Origin of the sequence: Vulcaniibacterium tengchongense (genome assembly GCF_003814555.1) — a bacterium.
GTDB classification, from domain to species: Bacteria; Pseudomonadota; Gammaproteobacteria; order Xanthomonadales; family Xanthomonadaceae; genus Vulcaniibacterium; species Vulcaniibacterium tengchongense.
Window position 1 is genome coordinate 221,307 of sequence record NZ_RKQN01000002.1, and the last position, 19,280, is coordinate 240,586.

Here is a 19,280-nt window from a genome sequence, read left to right on the forward strand (position 1 = left end):
CGCCAGCCGTTCCGTTCGCCGCGGCGGCAGGCGCCCGCGGCGCCGGGACGCGGCCGCGCGATGCGCGGCACAGGGGCCGAAGCTCGCGCGCCGCGGGCTCAGGCCGAAAGCGCGCCGCGCGGGCGGCCCGGCGGCCGCTCGCCGGCCGGCCGCAACCCCGCCTGCCCTTCGCAGTCCTTGCCGAGCGCCCAACTGAAGGCGTCCCACAGCAGTTCGCGGACCGCCTCGGGCTCGTCCTGCAGTTCGCGCGCGCGCAGGTATCGCTCGAATTCGCGCCGCGCCTGGCTTTCGTCTTCGGGACGCATGGCCGTCCTCCCGCTTCGTCCCCTGCACCGCCACCCTAGCGGCGGTTCGCGTAACCGATGTGACAGCGCGCACGGCGATGCCCCGCGCGCCTGGAACCGGCCGGCAGCGCGATCCCGGCCGCATCGCGGCGCGCCACCTTTCGTAGCCGCGATCGCGTCCGCTTCGGCCCGGCGCCCTTCGCGACAAGCCCGTTTTGGGCCGGCGACGTTCGCGCCGGCGCTCGTGTCCCGCCTCGGCCCGCGCCCGGCAGCGCGCATCCGCCTCGCCCGCCGCGGGCGTCGCTACGCCCGGCGATCCCTCCTCCGGAACGTCGCCTCGCCCCGCTGCGGATCGTGGGCGACGCGAACGCGACCTCGGTGGACGCGACGGCGGCGCCCGCGGCAGGATCGAGCGTCCGCACGGCGCCATCGCGGCGCGGCGACGCGGGATGCCGCCCGCACCGCTTGGGGGCGCGCTGCGTCCGCGTTCACGACCGAGCCTGTAGGATGTCGCGGCAATCCGCCGTTCCTTCCGCGTTCCGCTCGCCCCTCCGGGGTCGCTCGCCTCGCTCCCTTCCACGTCTCGCCCCACCGGGGCCGTTCCGGAGCGCCGATGCCCAGCCCGTCCGATCCGTACCGCCGCACGCACCGCCTCGCCCGCCGAGCGGATCCGGCATGACCGCCGCGCGCTGCGACGCCTGCGATGCGGTCTGCTGCCGCCTCACCGTCGTGCTGATGCCCGGGGACGACGTGCCCGCGCGCTTCACCGCCCGGACCGAGGCCGGCCTGCACGTGATGGCGAAGGACGAGGACGGCTGGTGCGTGGCGGTCGACGGCGCGCGGATGCACTGCTCGATCTATGCGAGCCGTCCGGCCGTGTGCCGCAGGTTCGTGATGGACGGCCCGTACTGCCGCGACGAGCGCGCCGCCTATGCCGCGCGCAGCGGCCGCGGCATCGCCCTCACCCTCTCCCCCTCCGAGGAACCGGTCGCATGAACTCCACCTATTTCTTCAGCCCCGCGCGCAGCCACTACGACGGCAAGGGCAGCGCCGCCAAGCACGTCACCAGCGAGCGCATCGCCGCGGACCTGGACGCCTTCCGCGAGGCCGGCGGCCGCATCGAGGTGCTCGGCAACACGCCGCTGCGCAAGAAGGGCGCCGCCGGCGGCGCGGCGGAAGGCGACGCGGGCCCCCGCGGGGCGGCGTGACGCACCGGCCCGTGGCCGCGTGCGGCAGCGGGCGGAACGCACGAGCCCGGCTGCGCTAGGGCGCGGCGGACGGCGCGGGTCGGTCGATCGCGTAGACGACCAGAGGCATCGCGGGTTCGGCGTCGCCCTTGGCCGGCTTGACGAAGTCCAGCTCCGGCCGGCGTGCCAGGCCGAGCCGCTGCATCAGCCGCCGCGAACGCTCGTTCGCGGGCGTCGTCCAGGCCGCGACGCACGGCGCGGGCGTATGCGCCCAGGCCCAGGCGAGGCTGGCCTGCGCCGCTTCCCGCGCATAGCCGCGGCCCCAGTGGCGCTCGGCGATGCGCCAGCCGATTTCGTACATGCCCTGCACCGGCGTGCCCGGGTAGTCGTCGGCGACGCGGATGCCGCAGGTGCCGATCAACTCGCCGCTGTCGCGCAATTCCACCGCCCAGTACGAGTGCCCGTGCCGGGCCTGGTCGGCGATGCGCTTGTCGACCAGGGCGTCGATCTCCGCGCGCGGGCGCACGCCGCCGAGCTCGGCCGTCATCCGCGGCGTGTTGAGGATGGCGGCGAACGCGGGCTTGTCGCTGTCCCGGCAAGGGCGAAGCCGCAGGCGGACGGTTTCGATCATGTGCTCCTCGATCGATGCGTGCGCGCGACGTGCCCGCGGACCGGCCCGGGCGCACGGCGCCCATCATCGCCGACGGAGCGGGCGAACGCATCGACGGCGCGCGCTGCCCGGCCGCAGGACGGCGCCGGCACGCCCGTCCTCCGCCCGGCCGCCGCACCGCGGAGACGCCGCGTCCGGCACCGCTGCCCGCAACCGCACCGCCGACGAGCGGCCGCGGCGCCCGCGCGTTCAGCCGGCGAATGTCATCCGCCGCTCACGTCGCCGGGCGAACACTGCGCCCGCGGCAACACGGGCGCACATGTCGGCGCGTCCGGGCCGCCGCGCGACGAGGTGCGCCATGAGCATCCAGAAGCGGGCTTCCCGGGCGTGGGCGCTGTGCGGGGCGACGCTCCTCGGCCTCTGGGCCGGCGCCGCCGCGCTGCATGCGCAGGGCGCGCCGGCCGCCGCGCCGCCGATGAACCCGCTGTCGGTCGAGCCGCGCGTGCCGCGGCTGGGCATCGCGCCATGCGTGGTCGAGCTGTTCCGCGACGTCAACACCGGCTACTACGGCGAGCCGATGTTCGAGCCCGAATTCCAGTACGCGCCGCCGGCGGACTGCCCCGGCCCCTGGGCCAAGGTGATCTTCGTCGTCGAACTGCAAGGGCCTGGCACGACCGGCATCGGCAACGTGACCTTCGGGCTGGGCGATCCGCACCGCGACGACGGTGTGTTCGGCCACTGGTCCACCGAACTGCTGGTCGCCGGCGCGCAGTACAACCCGGGCCAGCAGCGCTGGCGGGTGGAGCGCGACATCACCGAATACTCGGCGCTGCTGCGCACGCCGCGCCCCGGCTTCGCCCGCGACACGGACGGCTACTTCCGCGATCCGTATTGGGGCGACAATCCGGTCGCTTCGGGCTGGATGATCTTCTATCCCGCCACCGCCGGGCAGCCGGCGCCGGAGGTGCCCGACGCCGTCTTCCCGCTTCCGGCATCGGGGCAGTCGCAGGGTCCGTTGCCGCGCAACATCGAACGCGTCTACCTGGACGTCCATCCGCAGATACCGCCCGGCTTCTGGTTCAGTTGCGTGCCGGCCGACGCCGCCGCCCGTTGGCCGCTGCTGGTGCGCACCCCGCTGGCGCTGGGAGACCGCGTGCCGCAAGCCGGCGACGACGACTCGCAAGGCTGCGTCGGCAGCGGCTACCGCGAGCTGGTCGTGCGCATCGACGGCCAGGCCGCCGGCGTGGCGCCGCTCTTTCCCTGGTTGAACAGCGATCTCAACCTGCGCTTCGAACGCAGCGTCGACGTGCCGGTGCCCACGCCGCAGTCGATCAACCTGATGCCGTACCGGGTGGACCTGACGCCGTTCGCCGCGCTGCTGAGCGACGGGGCGGAGCATCTGGTCGAGATCGGATACATGGGCCCGGAAGGGTCCTTCGGTCCCTTCTTCCACAGCGGCCAGCTGCTGGTCTATCTCGACGAAGGCTCCACTCAGGTGACCGGCGCGGTCACCCGCAACACCTTGCACGGCACGGCCCTGGAGAGCACGACCGGGCGCAACGACTGGACCACCGGCGCGAACGCCACCCTCACCGGCGACGTCGAACGGCTCTACCGGCGGCAGTACGAGATCGCCGGCTACGTCGTCACCTCGCGCGGCCGCATCGACACCACGTTGCGGCAGGAACAGCTGTTCTCGAACACGCAGCACGTGACGCTCGCGCGCCACGACGACCACCGGGACCACACCTACGCGCAGAAGCTGGACCTGACCAGCATCACCGAGCGCACCACGTTGCGGCAGCGCGGCGCCCGGGTGCTCGCGTTCGACCGCATCCGCCACCACTTCCCGCTGCGGATCGACTACAGCGCCAGCGGCGGGCGGGATCCGGTGGCCGGGGCGCACCTCGACCGCGCGCGGGCCTGGGTGTCGCAGGGCCATCACCAGCAGCGCGCCCACTACCGGCCCGCCGGCACCTACGCGGACCGGGTGTACGCGAACTTCGTCGGCAGCCGCGCCTTCGATGCGGCCACCAACGCGTCCACCCGGTGGCAGGGCGTGCGCAGCCACTACTTCCACGACAGCGCCGGCAGCTGCTCGCGCGAGCGCGTGACCTGGCTGCGCGCCAGCGTGACCTCGCACACCCAGGGCGTGGGCTGCCCGGACGGCGTCAACCGCGTGCGCGGCTTCGCCCATCCGGACGGCTCGCCGGACGATCTGGGCTGGTTGCGCTGAAGCCCCGGCGTCGCCGCTCCGCCGCAGCGGGGCGGCGAGGCGGGATCCCGAATGCGGCGGGCGGGAGTCCGCGGGCGTTTGGCGAAGCCTGCGCCACGGGTCGTCGGCCCACGCGCAGCGATGCGGCCGCGGCCCCGGCTGCCGCGAGGCGCCCCGCTGCCCCGGTGCCGAGCCTCGCTCCGCGCGAGCGGCTCGGCGCGCTTCACGCGCGGCGGCTAATCCTGTCCGTCGTCGGCGACTTCGAAGTCGTGGAGGATCGCGGACACCTCGGCGACCGCCGACTCGTACAGATGCGCCGGCACCTCGCCGAGGATGCGGTCGGCCGCGCGGGAAAACGCCTCGTAGAACCCGCTGCGGTCGGGGTGCTCGCGGAGCATCCGCGGCACGTCGTCGCGCAGTTCCGACAGCGTGGCCTTCACGTCTTCCCAGGTGCGCATGGCCCGATTCTGCACCCGGCGGCGCCGCGTGCGCATGAAGGCGGCGCAGGCCTGGCGCCGGCATCGCGGCGTTCGACATCGCGCGCGACGCGATCGGTCGCCGGCGGCGGGCTCGCCATGGGGCGAGCGGAACGGGGAGGCGCGCGCTGCGTGGTGCCGGCAGTCAGAATCGAACTGACGACCTACCGCTTACAAGGCGGTTGCTCTACCAGCTGAGCTATACCGGCGCGCGCCCATTCTAACCGGCGGGCCGACGCACGCGTCAGCGAAGGCCTGGACACCCCGGGGTTCGCTCGCCATTGCGGCGAAAGCCAAGGCGCGTGCGGGCGGCCGAAGACACGCGATCCGCGGCCTTCGGACCCGTTCGAAGCCGCGGGAGCCCGTTTCCGCGGGGAGGGCCGCGGTCAATCAGCCCGTCCCGGATGCGGGGGCGCAGTCGATGCGGCGGAACGGCGCGGCGACCGCGGCGCCGGCCTTGGCCGGGTCGAAGCCGGCCTGGGCGGCGACGTCGAGCCAGACGCGGCTGCGTCCGCCCAGCGCCTCGACCCGGGCCGGGAAGCCCGCCGCGACCAGCGCCTGCGCGCGCCGGCGCGCGCCGTCCTCGTTGCGGTAGCGGCCGAGCGCGATCGCGTTGGCCTCCGCGCCGTCGCGGATCACGTAGTAGTCGTCGAAGCCGGCGGCGGCGATGCGCTGCGCGGTCGCCTGCGCGGCCTGGGCGTCGGCGGCCGGCGGCAGGAACACGCGCCAGCCGCGCGCGCCGCCGGCCGTGTCCTCGCGCGCACGCGCGCGCCGCACCACCGGCTGCAGCAGCACGCGGGCGGCTTGCGCCGCTTCGACGCCGGCGAAGGGGCCGAAGCGGTAACAACGCTCGGCGGCGGCGGGCGCGGCTTCGGATGCGGCCGGCGCGGCGGGGGTGGCCGGCGAGGACGCCGAGGCGGCAGCGGGCGCTGCGGCCGCGGTTTGCCGCACGGGCACCGGCGCCTGGTCGAGCAATCGCAGCCGCGCCACGCCCGGTGGCGGTTCGAACGCCGGCGGCGGCGACGGCGGCGCGCGCAGCGCCCACCACAGGGCGGCGCCGAGATTGAGCACGACCAGCAGGACGACGAGCGCGCGCGCGAGCATCGGGCGATTCTAGGGGCTGGCGGCCGGTTCTGAGTAGGCGGCGCATCCGCGCGCGGCAGCGCCCGCGATGGCGTGCGCGTACGCGGCGCCGACGCCGTTTGTGCGTCGATGCGCCACGTGGTACGCGTTCGCCGGGCCGCGGCGGCGCCGTGCGTCGACGGCGGCGCGGCCGCGTCGTTCCCGTCCCGGACCGCGACGGGCCACGGGCGCCTGCGGCGCGGCCCGTCGCCTGTTCCCCGGGAGAGGGCCCGCTGCGAACCGCCAGGACCCGCGAAGCGAAGGCGCGGCGCCGCGCGTGCCGGTCAGCCGCCCGCCGCGCGCTCGACCGCGGCCCAGCGGGCGAGTCCGTCCAGCACCAGCCCCGGGATCTCGATCGCGTCGGGCAGATGCGCCGCCAGGGCCGCGGCGCCGCCGCCGTGCAACAGCAGCGGCGGCGCACGGCCGAGCAGTTCGGTCGCGGCGGCCCGGCTGCGCTCGATCAGCGCCAGCGCCGCGCCCTCGCAGCCGGAGGCGAGCGCGTCGTCCGTGTCGGCGGCGAACTCGCGGTAGGCGCCGCCGGTGTCCGGCAGTTGCGGCGCGCGCGCATGCAGCGCCTCGCGCATCGTCGCCGGCGAAGGCGCGATGCGGCCGCCGCGATGCAGGCCGTCGCCATCGAGCAGGTCGACGGTCAGCGCGGTGCCGACCCCGCACACCAGCGCCGCGCCGCCGCGCGCGTGCGCGGCGAGCAGGGCCAGGAAACGGTCGACGCCGAGCCGGCGCGGCTGCGCGTAGGCGACGCGCAGCGCGCCGAAGCGTGCCTGGGTGCGGGCGATCGCGATCCGCCGGCAACGCGCGCCGAGGGCCTCGAGCACGGCCAGGCGCAGCGCCGGGTCGGCGACGCTGGCCAGGTAGGCGACCTCGAAACGCGCCGGCAGCACCTGCGCCAGCGCCGCGGCCGCGTCCTCGCGCCGGTGCGGCAGGGCCACGGCCTCGCCGGGAGCGCCGTCCTCGCGCAGCGGCGCGCACTTGAGCCGGGTGTTGCCCAGGTCGAACAGCCAGGCGCTCATGCCGCGGCCCCCGCCGCGCGCACGCTGACCTCGCCGGAATGGAAGCGGCGCTCGCCGCCGCCGTCCAGGCGCACGCGCAGCGCGCCGTCCTCGGCCAGGCCGAGCGCGCGGCCGGACCAGGCCGCGTCCGCGCCCTGCACTCGCACGACTTGCCCGGCCAGCGCGTCGAGCGCGGCGTAGCGTTCGCGGAACGGCGCCAGGCCCTCGGCGTCGAACAGCTCCAGCGCCGGCAGCAACCGCGCCAGCACCGCCGCGGCCACCGCGTTGCGCGCAGGCGGCGGCTGCGGCGCGGCCAGGCCGGCGAGATCGGCCCACGGCTGGTCGATCCGCGCGGCCTGCGCCGGCGGCATGCGCACGTTGAGGCCGAGGCCGATCACCGCGCGCGCCGGCCCGGCGTGCTCGCCGCCGCCCTCCACCAGCACCCCGCCGAGCTTGCGCAGCTCCGCGCCGGTGCCGACCACCAGGTCGTTCGGCCACTTCAGCCGCGCCGCGAAGCCGAGCTCGCGCACCGCCTCGGCCGCGGCGACGCCGGCGACCAGGCTGAGCCCGCCCAGCCGCGCCAGCCCGCCGCCGAACTGGCGCGCCACCGACAGGTACAGGTGCGCGGCCAACGGCGAGGCCCAGGCACGGCCGCGGCGGCCGCGGCCGCCGGTCTGGCGTTCGGCCAGCAGCGCCAGCGCGCCGCGCTCCGGCGTGGGCCGGCGCAGCAGCTCGCTGTTGGTCGAATCCAGGCTCCAGGCGGCCTCGAGCCCGGCCAGCGCCGCCCGCGCGCCCGGCGGCAGCGCGGCGTGGATCGCCGCGGCATCGAGCAGATCGAGCGGCTGGGCGAGCGCGTAGCCGCGCCCGGCGCGGGCCTCGATCGCCACCCCGGCTTCGCGCAGCGCCTCGATCCGCTTCCAGATCGCGGCCCGGGTCTGGCCGCTGGCGCGGGCCAGCGTGTCGCCGGTGGCCGGGCCTTCGATCAGGCGCTGCAGCAGGGCCCGGTCGTCGCTCATCGGCCCGGCTCCGGGCGGCCCGGGCGGACGGCGGATTGCAACGGATCGGGGGCGCGGCGCATCCGTAGATTATGCGCGAGCCCTCCGGCTCGCCGCCCGGCGGCCGGCGCCGCCGGGCTCCGGCCACAGGGAGCGGTTCCGATGCCATACCCGCCCGCCGCGCGGCAGCGGCCTTTTCGCGCTATAGTCCGGCAGTTCCCGGCAGCGGCAGGGCCGGGCCCCAGCGAGGACGCCATGCTCCGGATCTGCCTGAGTCTGCTGATCGCCATCGCCAGCGCGACCGTGGTCGCCGGCGAGGTCAAGCGCAGCTCGCCCAACGGCGACGGCTGCGCCGACGCGGCGAACGAACGCGCCGGCGCGCGCAGCGATGCGGACCATGCCAGCGGCGGCGCGCGCCCGAGCAAGAGCGGCAAGCCCAGCCTGTCCGGCGACGGCGGCGGCAATCGCCTGCAGTCGCCGCGCTGGCACAGCTTCCTGCCGGGCATGTTCCGCTGAGCCTGGCGGCCGGCGCCTGCGTCCTGTCCGCTCCCTCGATCGCGGCCGTGACCCCGCCCCCGGACGGCCCGCCGGCGCGCCGGCGGAAGCTCGGCTGAGCCGCGCCCATGCGTTTGTGGTCGCTGCATCCGCAGTATCTGGATCCCCAAGGCCTGGTGGCCCTGTGGCGCGAAGCGCTGCTGGCCCGGGCGGTGCTGCGCGGCGACACGCGCGGCTACACCCGGCATCCGCAGCTGGAGCGCTTCCGGGCGCATCCGCGGCCGCGCCTGGCGATCAACGCTTACCTGGCGGCGGTGCACGACGAAGCGGCGAGGCGCGGCTATGATTTCGACCGCGCCAAGGTCGGGCCGGTCCGCGCGGTGCCGCCGATCGCGGTCGGCACCGGCCAGCTGGCGTACGAATGGGCGCATCTGCAGCGCAAGCTGGCGATGCGCAGCCCGGCCGTGCTGGCGCGCTGGCATGGCCTGGCGGCGCCGGCCTGCCACCCGCTGTTCCGGCCGCGGCCCGGACCGGTGGCCGCGTGGGAGCGGCCGCACCCGGCGCCCGCCCCCGCCTCCCCCGGTTCGACACCACCGCATTCCGAAGGGCATGGCCGCAGCCGCCCGCAGTGATCCGACCACGCCCCGCCGTCGATGCCCGTAAACCGCCTCCTCGGACTTTTCCGGCGCCCCGCGCCGCCCGCGATCCCGGAAAGCACCTGGCTGGCCGCGCGTGCGCGCGTGCCGTGGCTGCCGGCGCTGGACCGCGCCCGCGAGGCGCGCCTGCGCACCCTGGCCGCGCGCTTGTTGCACGAGAAGACGATCAGCCCGGTCGGCGGCCTCGTCCTCGACGACGTGCAGCGTTGCACGCTCGCGGCGCTGTGCTGCCTGCCGCTGCTGGAATTCGGCGCCGAGGGCCTGCGCGGCTGGTCGCAGCTGATCGTCTACCCGGACGCGTTCCGGGTGAACCGCAGCCACGTCGACGCCGCCGGGGTGCTGCACGAGTGGGAGGACGAGCTGATCGGCGAGGCCTGGGAACAGGGCCCGGTGATCCTGTCCTGGGCCGACGTCAGCGCCGACTGCGAGGACCCGCGCGCCGGCTTCTGCGTGGCCGCACACGAGATCGCGCACAAGCTCGACGCGCTCGACGGCGTGCTCGACGGCACCCCGCCGCTGCCGCGCGAATGGCAGAAGCGCTGGGCGCGCGACTTCCAGGCCGCCTACGACGCCCTCGCCGAGCAGGTGGACGCCGGCGCGGAGACCGCGATCGACGGCTACGCCGCGGAGGCCCCGGAAGAGTTCTTCGCCGTGGTCACCGAGTACCACTTCAGCAATCCGGACGCGCTGCGCGCGGCCATGCCCGCGGTGGCGGAGCATCTGCGGCGGCTGTACGGCCCGCCGGTGTTCGGCCGGCCCGGGTGAAGAGGAACGGATGAAGAGGCGCGGGGAGCGGGTGCGCGCTGCCGTCAAAGCCCCGGCGGCAGCCTGACCTCGAAGCGCGCGCCGCCCAGTTCCTCCGAGCGGCCGACATCGAGGGAGCCGCGGTAGGCGCGCACGACGTCCTGCACCGTGGCCAGGCCGATGCCGTGGCCCTGCACGCGCTCGTCGCCGCGCACGCCGCGCTGCAGGATCAGGTCGAGCTTGGCCTCGGGCACACCGGGGCCGTCGTCGTCCACCGCCAGCAACAGCCCGGGGCGGCGGTTCGGCGCGGTCTCGCCCTGCTTCACCGTCAGCAGCACGCGCGCGCGGGCCCACTTGAACGCGTTCTCCAGCAGATTGCCGAGCACTTCCTGCAGGTCGCCGGCCTCGCCGTAGAAGCGCGCTTCCGGGTCGATCTCGAACTCGCACAGCACGCCCTTGGCGGCGTAGATCTTCTCCAGGCTGCGCACGATCTGGTCGGCGTACGGCTCGATCGCCAGCGGCGCGGCGAACAGCACGTGCCCGGAGCGCGCCGCGCGCGCGAGCTGGTACGACACCAGGTCGTTCATGCGCCGCACCTGGATGTCGACCTCCTCGCGCAGTTCCGGCCCGGGCGCGCCCTCGTCGACGCGCGCGCGCAGCACCGCCAGCGGCGTCTTCAGGCTGTGGGCGAGGTCGGCCAGGGTGTTGCGCTGCCGGTCCAGGTTCTCGCGCTCGCTCTCGATGAAGGCGTTGATGCTTTCGGTCAGCGGTTCCAGCTCGCGCGGGTGGCGTCCGCTCATGCGGGTGGCCTGGCCGCGCTGCACCCGCTTGAGCTCGTCGACCACGCGCTTGAGCGGACGCAGGCTCCAGCGCAGGATCAAGGCCTGCAACAGCAGCAGGATCAGCCCGGCGCCGCCGAGGTAGCGCCACAGCGCCTGGCGGAACACGCTGACCTGGCGGCTCAGCGCGGTGGTGTCCTCGAGGATGTAGATCGTGTACGGGAACTCGGCCTTGTCGTTCTCCTCGATGCTCCAGATCAGCCCGCGGCCGTAGCGATAGGCCTCTCCCGGCTTGCCGTTGATCTCGGTGATCGGCAGCGGGCCTTCGAACAGTTCCTCGTTCGGTTCGAGCATCCGCCCGGCCGGCAGCTGCGGCCCGCGCGCGGACGGCGAATCCCAGTGGCCGTTGGGCAGGATCACCTCGGCGTAGAGGCCGCTGCCGGGGCGCTCGAAACGCGGATCGACCGCCTCGTAGGGCGGGATGAACTCGCCGTTACGGGCGAAGTCGCTGCCGGCGACGTAGGCCAGCGCGTAGCTGCGCAGGCGCTGCTGCAGGTTGGCCTCGGCGGTCTCGAGGAAGGCGCGGTCCAGCGCATAGCCGGCCAGGGCCAGGAACGCGAGCAGGCCGAGGCTGGCCGCCATCAGCTGGCGGGCCTGCAGCGAACGCGGCCGGGCCCAGTTCCTCATCGGCGGGGGCCGGCCGGGCCGGTGGCGTGGACGAGCGGCATCGCCATCAGCTTACGGGGCGCGGCGCCGCAGCGCGCGGCGGCGGCGCCGAGGACGCCGCGCATGAACGCCCGCGGCGCATCGCGCCGTCGCGTCGCTGGCGGAATCGCGGGTCGGGCATTCGGCTCCCTTGGCCCTCGGCGGCGTCCACCCGGCCCTCTCCCGCGCGCGCGGCAGAGGGCGGGGGAAGGCGGGCTTACTCGCCGCTGCGCGGAATCGCGAAGCGGTAGCCGCGGCCGCGCACGGTCTCGATCGGCTTGAGCGTGCCTTCCGGGTCGAGCTTCTTGCGCAGCCGGCCGATGAAGACCTCGAGCACGTTGGAGTCGCGGTCGAAGTCCTGCTGGTAGATGTGCTCGGTCAGGTCCGCCTTCGAGACCAGCTCGCCGGCGTGCATCATCAGGTACTCGAGCACCTTGTACTCGTAGCTGGTCAGGTCGACGTTCTGGCCGTTGACGCTGACCGTCTGCGCCGCCAGGTCGAGGGTGACCGGGCCGCATTCGAGCGTGGGCTTGCTCCAGCCCGCGGCGCGCCGCACCAGCGCGTTGAGCCGCGCCAGCAGTTCCTCGATGTGGAACGGCTTGACCAGGTAGTCGTCGGCGCCCTGCTTCAGGCCCTCGACCTTGTCCTGCCAGCTCGAGCGCGCGGTGAGGATCAGCACCGGGAACTTCTTGCCCTCGTCGCGCAGCGCCTTGATCAGCTCCATGCCCGACATCTTCGGCAGGCCCAGGTCGATGATGCCCAGGTCGAAGGGCACCTCGCGCCCCATGTACAGGCCTTCTTCGCCGTCCTGTGCGGCATCGACGGCGAAACCTTCGCGCTTCAGGCGGGCCGCCAGGGTCTCGCGCAGCGGGGCTTCGTCTTCGACCAGCAGAATTCGCATGGGGACTCCAATGTCAGTCGTCTATCGGCGCGGCATCCGGAGCATCGGCTCCGGAAGGGTGACGGGTCAATCGTCGTCGGCGCGTGTACGGTCGCCGGCGCGGTCGCGCGCCTGCGGATCGTCCATGTAGATGCGGACGCGGCCGCTGGAATCGACCACCTTGACCCGGTTCACGTCGCGCCCATCGTACGGCACCCGCTCGGCGCTGAGCACCTGGCCGCCGGTGCGGCGTTCGATCCGGCGCACCGAATCGGCCAGGGCGCGGTGCTCCTCGCCGCGCGCATGGCCGGCGCGCATCACCGGCGGGCCGCGCCATTCGCCGCCGCGCCCTTGCCCGCGCGACTGCGCCGACGCGCCCGCGGACGCGGCCGCAAGCACGGCCGGCAGCAGCAACAGGAGCGGGCGGAGTCGGATCTTCATGGCCTGGCGTCGAGCGGGCGCAACAATGCGGCGGGCGTGCGGGGACGAAGCTGCATTCTCGAAACGGCGCGGTGAATCCGGTCTGAACTTTTCCTTCACGAACGGGCCGCGATTCAGGCCCGGGCCCGGCCCCCGGCAGCGGCCGGCGCTCAGTAGATCTCGCCGACGCAGCAGCGCAACGAGCCGCCGCCGGCCTCGATCGCGTCCAGCTCGACCGCCTGCAGCGCGAACCCGGCCGCGGCGAGGGCCTCGCGCCGGCCCGGCCGCAGCGCCGCGGCAGCCGCGGCGCTCATCCACACCGCGTCGGCCGACAGCGCGATGGCGTTGCCGGCGAAGGCCGCCTTCTCGGCCGGGTCGAGGCGCAGCGCGTGCGGCGCGTACAACGCGGCGATCGCCTCGGCCGCGGCCGCATCGGCGAAACCGTCGGCGCAGACCAGCGCGGCGCGGCCGGCCAGCACCGCCAGCACGACGTTGGCGTGGTACTCGCCCGGCGCGAGGTCGAACAGCAGGGTCGCGCGCAGGCCGAAGGCGTCGTGCATCAGCCGCGCGCCGGCTTCATCGCAGCGCTCGGACAGGCCGCAGAAGCCGAGCCCGCGGGCGCGGTCGATCACCAGCGCGCCGGTCAGCTCGCACGGGTGCGGCTGCGCCGACAGGTCGATCTCCGCATAGCCGAGCACGTCGCGGAAGAAGCCGCGGATGTCGGCGCGCACCGCCTCGCGCTGGCGCACCGGGTGGCGCATGCGGCCGACGAGGTAGCGCCCGGGCGCGGTGGCGAAGACGTTGTTCGGATACACCGCGTCGGGCGTGTCGGCATCGCCGGCGAAGCAGACAGTCGGCAACGTGCGCGCCAGCGCCCGATGCAGCGCACGGTGCTGGCGTGCGGCGCGCTCGCCGTCGAAGGCCTCGTCCGCGGCCATGTAGCGGTTGTCCTGCGCCGACTGCTCGGCGCGGCGGAACCCCTCGGGCGCCACCAGGAACGCGGCGCGCGCCGTCGCGCGGCCGGGATCCGCGGGCACGCCGCGGGCGTACGCGAGGAAACGGCCGGGGTCGCGGGTGATCACGCCGCGTCGGCCCGCGCGTCCGGCCCGGTCAGCGCCAGCGCGCGCTCGACCAGCGCCCAGTCCGCGCCGGGCTTGTGCGCGCCCTCGCTCAGCACCTGCCGGAACGCGCGCCCGCCGCGCTCGCCGGCGAACAGCCCGAGCAGGTGGCGGGCGATGTGCTTGAGGTAGACCCCGCGCGCGAGCTGCGCCTCCACGTACGGACGCAGGCCGCGCAGCAGCTCGCCGCGGCTGCGCAGCTCGCCGCCGAACCAGGCCACGTCGAGCCGGTGCAGCAGGTACGGGTCGTGGTACGCGGCGCGGCCGAGCATCGCGCCGTCGGCGTGCCGCAGGTGCTGCGCGGCTTCCTCCGGCGTGGCGATGCCGCCATTGACGACCACCTGCAGGTCCGGCCGCTCGCGCTTGAGCCGGTAGGCCCAGTCGTAGCGCAGCGGCGGGATCTCGCGGTTCTCCTTCGGGCTCAGCCCCTGCAGCCAGGCGTTGCGCGCGTGGATCACGAACATGCCGCAGCCGGCCGCGGCGACCGTATCGATGAAGCCGCGGAAGCGGTCCCAGTCGTGGTCGTCGTCGACCCCGAGGCGGCACTTGACCGTCACCGGCACCGAGGCCGGGACCGCGGCGATCATCGCCGCGACGCTGTCGGCCACCAGTTGCGGCTCGCGCATCAGGCAGGCGCCGAAGCGCCCGGCCTGGACCCGGTCCGACGGGCAGCCGCAGTTGAGGTTGATCTCGTCGAAGCCGTGCTCGGCGCCGATCCGGGCCGCCTGCGCCAGCAGTTCCGGCTCGCTGCCGCCGAGCTGCAGCGCCACCGGATGCTCGACCGGATCCATCGCCAGCAACCGGCCGCGGTCGCCGTGGATCACCGCGTTGGCGTGCACCATCTCGGTGTACAGCCGCGCGTGCGGCGCCAGCAGGCGGTGGAACACCCGGCAGTGGGTGTCGGTCCAGTCCATCATCGGCGCGACGGACAGGCGCAGCTGCGCCGGCGGGATCGGGAAAGCGGGGTTCATCCGCGCGATTGTACGGCGCCGCGCGCGCCGGGGGCCGCCGCGCCCGCGGTTCCGGCGCGGTCCGCCCGGCCGGGTCGCCGGCCGGCGACGCTGGCCGGCGGCCGGCGCGCGCTCAGTAGCTCGCGTCGAAAGCGAAGATCGGCTTGCGCGAGCGCCACAGGCCGCGGGTGAAGTCGGGGAACTCCAGGGTCCTGTAGCCCTCGGCGATCGACTGCTCCGACAGCGGCGTGATCGCGCTCCAGGTCACCGCGTCGTAGATGTCGATCGGCATCGGCGCCTGCGCCTTCAGCGCCTCGACGAAGGCGTGGATCACGAAGTAGTCCATGCCGCCGTGGCCGGCGCCCTCGGCCTGCGCGGCGTACTTGCGCCACAACGGATGGTCGAACTGGTCCTGGTAGGCCTGGAACGGCTCCCACGCGTGCGGCGGGCTGCGGCCTTCGATGTGGATCGAGCGGTTCACGTCCATCCACAAGCCCCGGGTGCCCTGCACCCGGAAGCCCAGCGAGTACGGCCGCGGCAACGAGGTGTCGTGCTGCAGCAGGATGGTCTCGCCGTTGGCGCAAGCCAGGGTGGTGGTGACCACGTCGCCGAGCTTGAACTGCACCCGCGTGCTCGGATGGACGGTGCCGCCGCTCTTGGCCACGGTGTATTCGTGCAGGCCGCGCGCCTTGCTGGCGAAGGCGTTGATGTGGGTGAAGCGGTTGCCGCGGTTGATCCCGGTGTACATCGCGCAGGGGCCGATGCCGTGGCTGGGGTACAGCTCGCCGTTGCGCCGCACCGAGTGCTCGGTGCGCCAGCGCGCCTCCGACCAGGCCTTGGGACCGAACTCGACGCCGCTGCCGTAGGGTTCGTCCGGGTCGCCGGAGTTGAACTTCACCGCGCGCAGGTCGTGCTGGTAGCCGGCCTGCAGGTGCACCAGCTCGCCGAACAGGCCGGCGCGGACCATCTGCAGCGCCGCCATCACGTCGCGGCGGTAGCAGACGTTCTCCAGCAGCATGTACGGGGTGCCGGTGCGCAGCTGGGTCTCGAGCACGTCCCAGTGGTCCTGCAGGGTGATGCCGGCGACCACCTCGCAACCGACCGCGACCTTGGCCTGCATCGCTTCGATCGCCATCGGCGCGTGCCATTCCCACGGCGTGGCGATGATCACGCCGTCCAGGCCGCGCTGCTGCAGCAGGCGGCGGTAGGCATGGACGTCGCCGTCCTCGCCGTAGGCCTTCGGCGCCGGCTTGCCGGCCTTCGCGGCCATGTCCAGCGCGCGCTTGAGCATGATCGGCTCGACGTCGCACAGCGCGACCACCTCGACGTCGTCGCGGCGCAGCAGTTCGCGCAGCAGCACCTGGCCGCGCATGCCGGTGCCGATCATGCCCAGGCGCACCCGCCGCCGCGCCGCCCGGGCCGGGGTCGACGGCAGCAGCACGCTGGCGCCCAGGGCCGCGCCGGCAAGAAGGAAGTCCCTACGCTTCATGAAACAGATCTCTCCTCGTGGAACCGCGCCGGTGGACGCCGGCGCGGTCGGCTCTTCGGAACGCGGTCCTCAGGACCGGTCTTTGGAACAGGCCATCGGATCAGGCCGATGGAACACGTTTTTGGAGCAGGCCTCCGAAATCCGACCGCCTGCGATCAGAACTTGTAGCCGACGCTCAGGCTGTAGATGCGGCCGAAATTGTTGGTGTAACCGGGGAAGCTCATCCAGTCGTTCGGGTCGTAGAACGGATGGCGGTCGAACAGGTTCTTCACCGTCGCGCCCAGGGTGAGCTTCTCGGTCGGCCGCCAGGTCACGCCCAGGTTGGCCGTCCACCAGGCCGGCGCGCCGTCGCACTTGCTCGGCTGCAGTGGCAGGTAGCTGCCGGTGCAGGTTTCGGCGTTGTTGTCCTGCGCGTCGATGCGGTCGTAGGCCCACTTGGTCTTGCCGACGTAGTTGACGTAGAAGCTGGTGTTCCAGTCGCCGTAGTTCCAATCGACGTTGAAGGTCGCGCGCAGGCGCGGGTTGTTGTAGTAGCCGACGGTGTTGCCGTAGAGCCAACCCGACTCGTCGCCGGCGTGGTACATGTTGCGTCGGGCGATGGTCGCGGCCACGCCGACGTTCAGGCGGCCCCAGTCGCCCAGGTCGAAGCGGCTGCGCGCGTCGATGTCGAAGCCGTCGACCAGGGTGCGGCCGCGGTTCTTGTACTGGCCGATCACGCTGGCGACGTTGCCGGTGCTGTAGCCCGGCAGCGGGCTCGGGCAGGCCACCCCGCTGGCCGGGTCGGCGCACATCGCCGCCAGCGCGGCCAGGTTGGCGCGGTCGGCGTCGGTGATGCCGAAGCGGGTCAGCGCGATGATGTCTTCGGGCTTGTTGTAGTCCGGCGCGACGATCTCGTTGCGACGGTAGATGAACCAGTAATCGGCCGAGACCGACAGCCAGTCGGCGGGTTCGTAGACGAAGCCCAGGGTGGCGATCTTGGCCTTCTCCGGCTGCAGATCCTGGTTGGGCTGGGTCAGGCGCGCGACGTTGCGGCTGCAGTCGGAGTTGCGCAGCGTGCGGCCCAGGTCGACGTCGCCTGGACGGGCGGACTGCAGCAGCAGGTTGGCGATGGCGTTGGTCTCGTTGCAGCGGATCTCGTCGCGGTAGCCGCCGATCTGCGCGAACACGCCGCCTTCGCCGGACTCGGCCAGGCTCGGCGCGCGGAAGCCCTCGGAATAGGTGCCGCGCAGCAGCAGCTGCTCGAACGCCCGGTACTTCAGGCCGACCTTGGGCGCCAGGTTGGCGTCGAAGTGCGGGTACTTGTCCAGGCGCGCGGCCACTTCCAGCTCCAGCTTGTCGGTGATCGGCGCCACCGACTCGGCGAACAGCGCGTAGGTGGTGCGCTTGCCGTCGAACCAGGAACCGCCCTGCTGGGTGATCAGGCCGTTGGCCGCGTCCTGGTTGCCCGGGGTGTAGAAGGTCTCGCGGCTGAGGTTGAAGCCGAACGCCGCGCGCACTTCGCCCGCGGGCAGCGAGAACAGCGGGCCTTCGACCTTGCCGTCCAGGGTATGCAGGCGCGTCCAGGACTCGATGTCGAAGGTCGGGTAGGCCTCGCGCAGCAGCCGGGCGTTGGCCTCGCTGATCTCGCCGAACTTGTACGCGGGGTTGTCGGAGATGATCACCCGGCCCGTGCCCGGGTCGATGGTGAACGGGCCGAAGGCGCGCTCGAAGCCTTCCAGGTTGACGTTGGCCGTCTGGTAGGTGACCGAATGCGAGCCGGCGGTGGTGAAGGCGCTCTCCCAGCTCCAGTCGCCGAAGGCGCCGCGCAGCCCGAACATGCCGCGGTAGCTCTTGTCGGTGTTGCGCTGGCCGAAGTGATCGCCGCCCACGTCCTGCAGCAGGTACTGCAGGCCGACCACGCCGCCGTTGATCGCGCGCAACGCCGGGCTGGCCTGGTTGTAGACGTTGTTGGGGCCCAGGTAGGGGTAGAAGAACTGGTTGACGGTGTTGCCGGTGTTGCGCGAGAACCAGCTGGTCGGATTGCCGGTGGTGGTGCTGAAGCTGCGCGGGGTGCCGCCGTTGGCGCGCAGGTCGATGTCGGTGTACGTGGCCTCGGCGAACGCCTCGGTGGTCTCGCCCAGCAGGAAGCGCGCGCCGACGTAGGCGGTGGCGCGCTCGGACTCGGCGCCGCCGTCGATCTCGTTGTTCAGCCAGGTCTGCCAGATGCAGCGCGGGCCGGCCGCTTCGACCACCACGTTCTGGCAGCCCGGCGCGGGTTCCTGGGTACGACGGCCGGTGACCGGATCGATCGCGAAGTAGCTGCCGGGATTGAACACCCCCGGCGCGCTGCCGGTGCCCAGGCGCAGGTTGTTGATGTAGTTCGGGTTGTTGACGTAGAACTGCTCGGGCTTCTTGTCGTACCACTCCGACAGCGGAATCGGGTCGCGCCGGTACAGGTTGAGCGAGGCATAGACGTTGTAACGGTCCTCGTCCAGGTCGCCGAAGCCGCCGGTCAGGCTGAGCTGGTGCTCGCCATAGGAATCGAAGCGCGGCGCGAAGTCGGTGGTGAGGTTGATCTCCGCGCCCCGGTACTCGCGCTTGGTGATCACGTTGATCACGCCGGCGACCGCGTCGGTGCCGTACACGGCCGACGCGCCGTCGGTCAGCACTTCCATCCGCTCGATCGCGGCGGCGGGGATCGCATCGATGTTGACGAACTGGGTCTGGAAGCCGGCCGGCGCGCCGTAGTACGACAGGCGGCGGCCGTTCAGCAGCACCAGCGTGCCCTGCGCGCCGAGGCCGCGCAGGTTGGCCTGCGAGGCGCCGTCGGAGCCGGTGAACAACGACTTGGAATCGACCTGCGCCGGGCGCGCCGCCGGCAGGTTGTCGAGCACCTGCAGCAGGGTCCGCGCGCCCATGTTCTCGATGTCCTGCTTGCTGATGATCTGCACCGGCGAGGCCGTCTCCACGTCGGTGCGCTTGATGTTGGAACCGGTGACCTCGATGCGTTCCAGCTCGGTGGCCTTGCCGCTTTCGTCCTGCTGCGCCTCCTGCGCGGCCAGCGGCCCGGCGGCGAGCGCCGCGGCCAGGGCGACGGATAACGCGGTCGCGGGGATGCGACGGGGGGTGCGGCGTGCGGGCGACATCTTCTCTCTCCTCGTTCGATCTG

At 73.6% G+C, this 19,280-nt stretch carries 19 protein-coding genes and 1 tRNA gene; 6 read left to right on the plus strand and 14 right to left on the minus strand.

Translation table 11 applies throughout. The features are described 5' to 3' along the window. Nucleotides 1–98: 98 nt before the first annotated feature. Nucleotides 99–305 (minus strand): hypothetical protein, encoded by a 207-nt coding sequence (locus tag EDC50_RS07385; RefSeq protein WP_123769854.1) that lies wholly within the window; start codon nt 303–305, stop codon nt 99–101. Nucleotides 306–959: 654 nt separating this feature from the next. On the opposite strand from EDC50_RS07385, the gene EDC50_RS07390 reads away from it, so the two are divergent. Both EDC50_RS07390 and EDC50_RS07395 read left to right on the plus strand, forming a co-directional pair. Continuing rightward, a complete protein-coding gene (locus tag EDC50_RS07390) occupies nt 960–1,280 on the plus strand; it encodes a YkgJ family cysteine cluster protein (protein ID WP_123769855.1) in 321 nt (106 codons plus the stop codon). After that, on the plus strand, nt 1,277–1,492 hold the full coding sequence (locus EDC50_RS07395; RefSeq protein WP_123769856.1) for a hypothetical protein: 216 nt from the start codon (nt 1,277–1,279) through the stop codon (nt 1,490–1,492). The genes EDC50_RS07390 and EDC50_RS07395 overlap by 4 nt, the downstream gene beginning before the upstream one ends. 55 nt (nt 1,493–1,547) lie before the next feature. Here EDC50_RS07395 and EDC50_RS07400 read toward each other — a convergent pair whose 3' ends face one another. Continuing rightward, nucleotides 1,548–2,102 carry a GNAT family N-acetyltransferase gene (locus EDC50_RS07400; protein ID WP_123769857.1) on the minus strand — a complete coding sequence of 185 codons (555 nt, stop codon included), beginning with the start codon at nt 2,100–2,102 and terminating at the stop codon, nt 1,548–1,550. A gap of 337 nt (nt 2,103–2,439) precedes the next feature. Between EDC50_RS07400 and EDC50_RS07405 the strand changes: the two genes are divergently transcribed. Continuing rightward, nucleotides 2,440–4,317, plus strand: a complete 1,878-nt coding sequence (locus tag EDC50_RS07405; protein WP_123769858.1) for a peptide-N4-asparagine amidase — start codon at nt 2,440–2,442, stop codon at nt 4,315–4,317. Nucleotides 4,318–4,532: 215 nt separating this feature from the next. On the opposite strand, the gene EDC50_RS07410 is transcribed toward EDC50_RS07405, so the two are convergent. The 5 genes from EDC50_RS07410 to birA form a co-directional block, all read right to left on the minus strand. Then, entirely contained in the window at nt 4,533–4,754 is a 222-nt protein-coding gene (locus tag EDC50_RS07410; protein ID WP_123769859.1) for a hypothetical protein, read from the minus strand. A 151-nt stretch (nt 4,755–4,905) separates the two neighbouring features. Then, a tRNA-Thr gene (locus EDC50_RS07415) sits at nt 4,906–4,981 on the minus strand. A gap of 181 nt (nt 4,982–5,162) precedes the next feature. Further along, nucleotides 5,163–5,876, minus strand: a complete 714-nt coding sequence (locus EDC50_RS07420) for an SPOR domain-containing protein (RefSeq protein WP_123769860.1) — start codon at nt 5,874–5,876, stop codon at nt 5,163–5,165. 302 nt (nt 5,877–6,178) lie between these two features. After that, nucleotides 6,179–6,922 (minus strand): type III pantothenate kinase, encoded by a 744-nt coding sequence (locus EDC50_RS07425; protein ID WP_123769861.1) that lies wholly within the window; start codon nt 6,920–6,922, stop codon nt 6,179–6,181. Next, the gene (gene birA / locus EDC50_RS07430) at nt 6,919–7,917 is read right to left on the minus strand and encodes a bifunctional biotin--[acetyl-CoA-carboxylase] ligase/biotin operon repressor BirA (protein WP_123769862.1); all 999 of its coding nucleotides are present in this window, start codon (nt 7,915–7,917) and stop codon (nt 6,919–6,921) included. Before birA ends, EDC50_RS07425 begins: the two co-directional genes overlap by 4 nt. Before the next feature lie 234 nt (nt 7,918–8,151). On the opposite strand from birA, the gene EDC50_RS07435 reads away from it, so the two are divergent. From EDC50_RS07435 to EDC50_RS07445, 3 genes are all read left to right on the plus strand, one after another. After that, entirely contained in the window at nt 8,152–8,412 is a 261-nt protein-coding gene (locus EDC50_RS07435; RefSeq protein ID WP_123769863.1) for a hypothetical protein, read from the plus strand. 107 nt (nt 8,413–8,519) lie between these two features. Continuing rightward, nucleotides 8,520–9,023 carry a pyrimidine dimer DNA glycosylase/endonuclease V gene (locus tag EDC50_RS07440; RefSeq protein ID WP_199742068.1) on the plus strand — a complete coding sequence of 168 codons (504 nt, stop codon included), beginning with the start codon at nt 8,520–8,522 and terminating at the stop codon, nt 9,021–9,023. A gap of 21 nt (nt 9,024–9,044) precedes the next feature. Next, nucleotides 9,045–9,812 carry a M90 family metallopeptidase gene (locus tag EDC50_RS07445; RefSeq protein WP_123769864.1) on the plus strand — a complete coding sequence of 256 codons (768 nt, stop codon included), beginning with the start codon at nt 9,045–9,047 and terminating at the stop codon, nt 9,810–9,812. 44 nt (nt 9,813–9,856) lie between these two features. On the opposite strand, the gene EDC50_RS07450 is transcribed toward EDC50_RS07445, so the two are convergent. The 7 genes from EDC50_RS07450 to EDC50_RS07480 all read right to left on the minus strand — a co-directional run bounded on the left by EDC50_RS07450 (nt 9,857) and on the right by EDC50_RS07480 (nt 19,257). Then, a complete protein-coding gene (locus EDC50_RS07450) occupies nt 9,857–11,257 on the minus strand; it encodes an ATP-binding protein (RefSeq protein ID WP_242002974.1) in 1,401 nt (466 codons plus the stop codon). Between the two features lie 235 nt (nt 11,258–11,492). Further along, on the minus strand, nt 11,493–12,176 hold the full coding sequence (locus EDC50_RS07455) for a response regulator transcription factor (protein ID WP_123769865.1): 684 nt from the start codon (nt 12,174–12,176) through the stop codon (nt 11,493–11,495). A gap of 66 nt (nt 12,177–12,242) precedes the next feature. Beyond that, complete coding sequence (locus EDC50_RS07460; RefSeq protein WP_242002973.1) at nt 12,243–12,596, minus strand: hypothetical protein; 354 nt, start codon at nt 12,594–12,596, stop codon at nt 12,243–12,245. A gap of 149 nt (nt 12,597–12,745) precedes the next feature. Continuing rightward, nucleotides 12,746–13,657 (minus strand): arginine deiminase-related protein, encoded by a 912-nt coding sequence (locus tag EDC50_RS07465; RefSeq protein WP_123769866.1) that lies wholly within the window; start codon nt 13,655–13,657, stop codon nt 12,746–12,748. Beyond that, nucleotides 13,654–14,664: a tRNA dihydrouridine(20/20a) synthase DusA gene (dusA, locus tag EDC50_RS07470; RefSeq protein WP_123769867.1), complete on the minus strand. Its 1,011-nt coding sequence runs from the start codon at nt 14,662–14,664 to the stop codon at nt 13,654–13,656. Before dusA ends, EDC50_RS07465 begins: the two co-directional genes overlap by 4 nt. Nucleotides 14,665–14,776: 112 nt before the next feature. Then, nucleotides 14,777–16,132, minus strand: coding sequence for a Gfo/Idh/MocA family protein (locus tag EDC50_RS07475; RefSeq protein WP_123769868.1), 1,356 nt, complete (start codon nt 16,130–16,132; stop codon nt 14,777–14,779). 155 nt (nt 16,133–16,287) lie between these two features. Beyond that, nucleotides 16,288–19,257, minus strand: a complete 2,970-nt coding sequence (locus tag EDC50_RS07480; RefSeq protein ID WP_123769869.1) for a TonB-dependent receptor domain-containing protein — start codon at nt 19,255–19,257, stop codon at nt 16,288–16,290. Nucleotides 19,258–19,280: the final 23 nt, after the last annotated feature.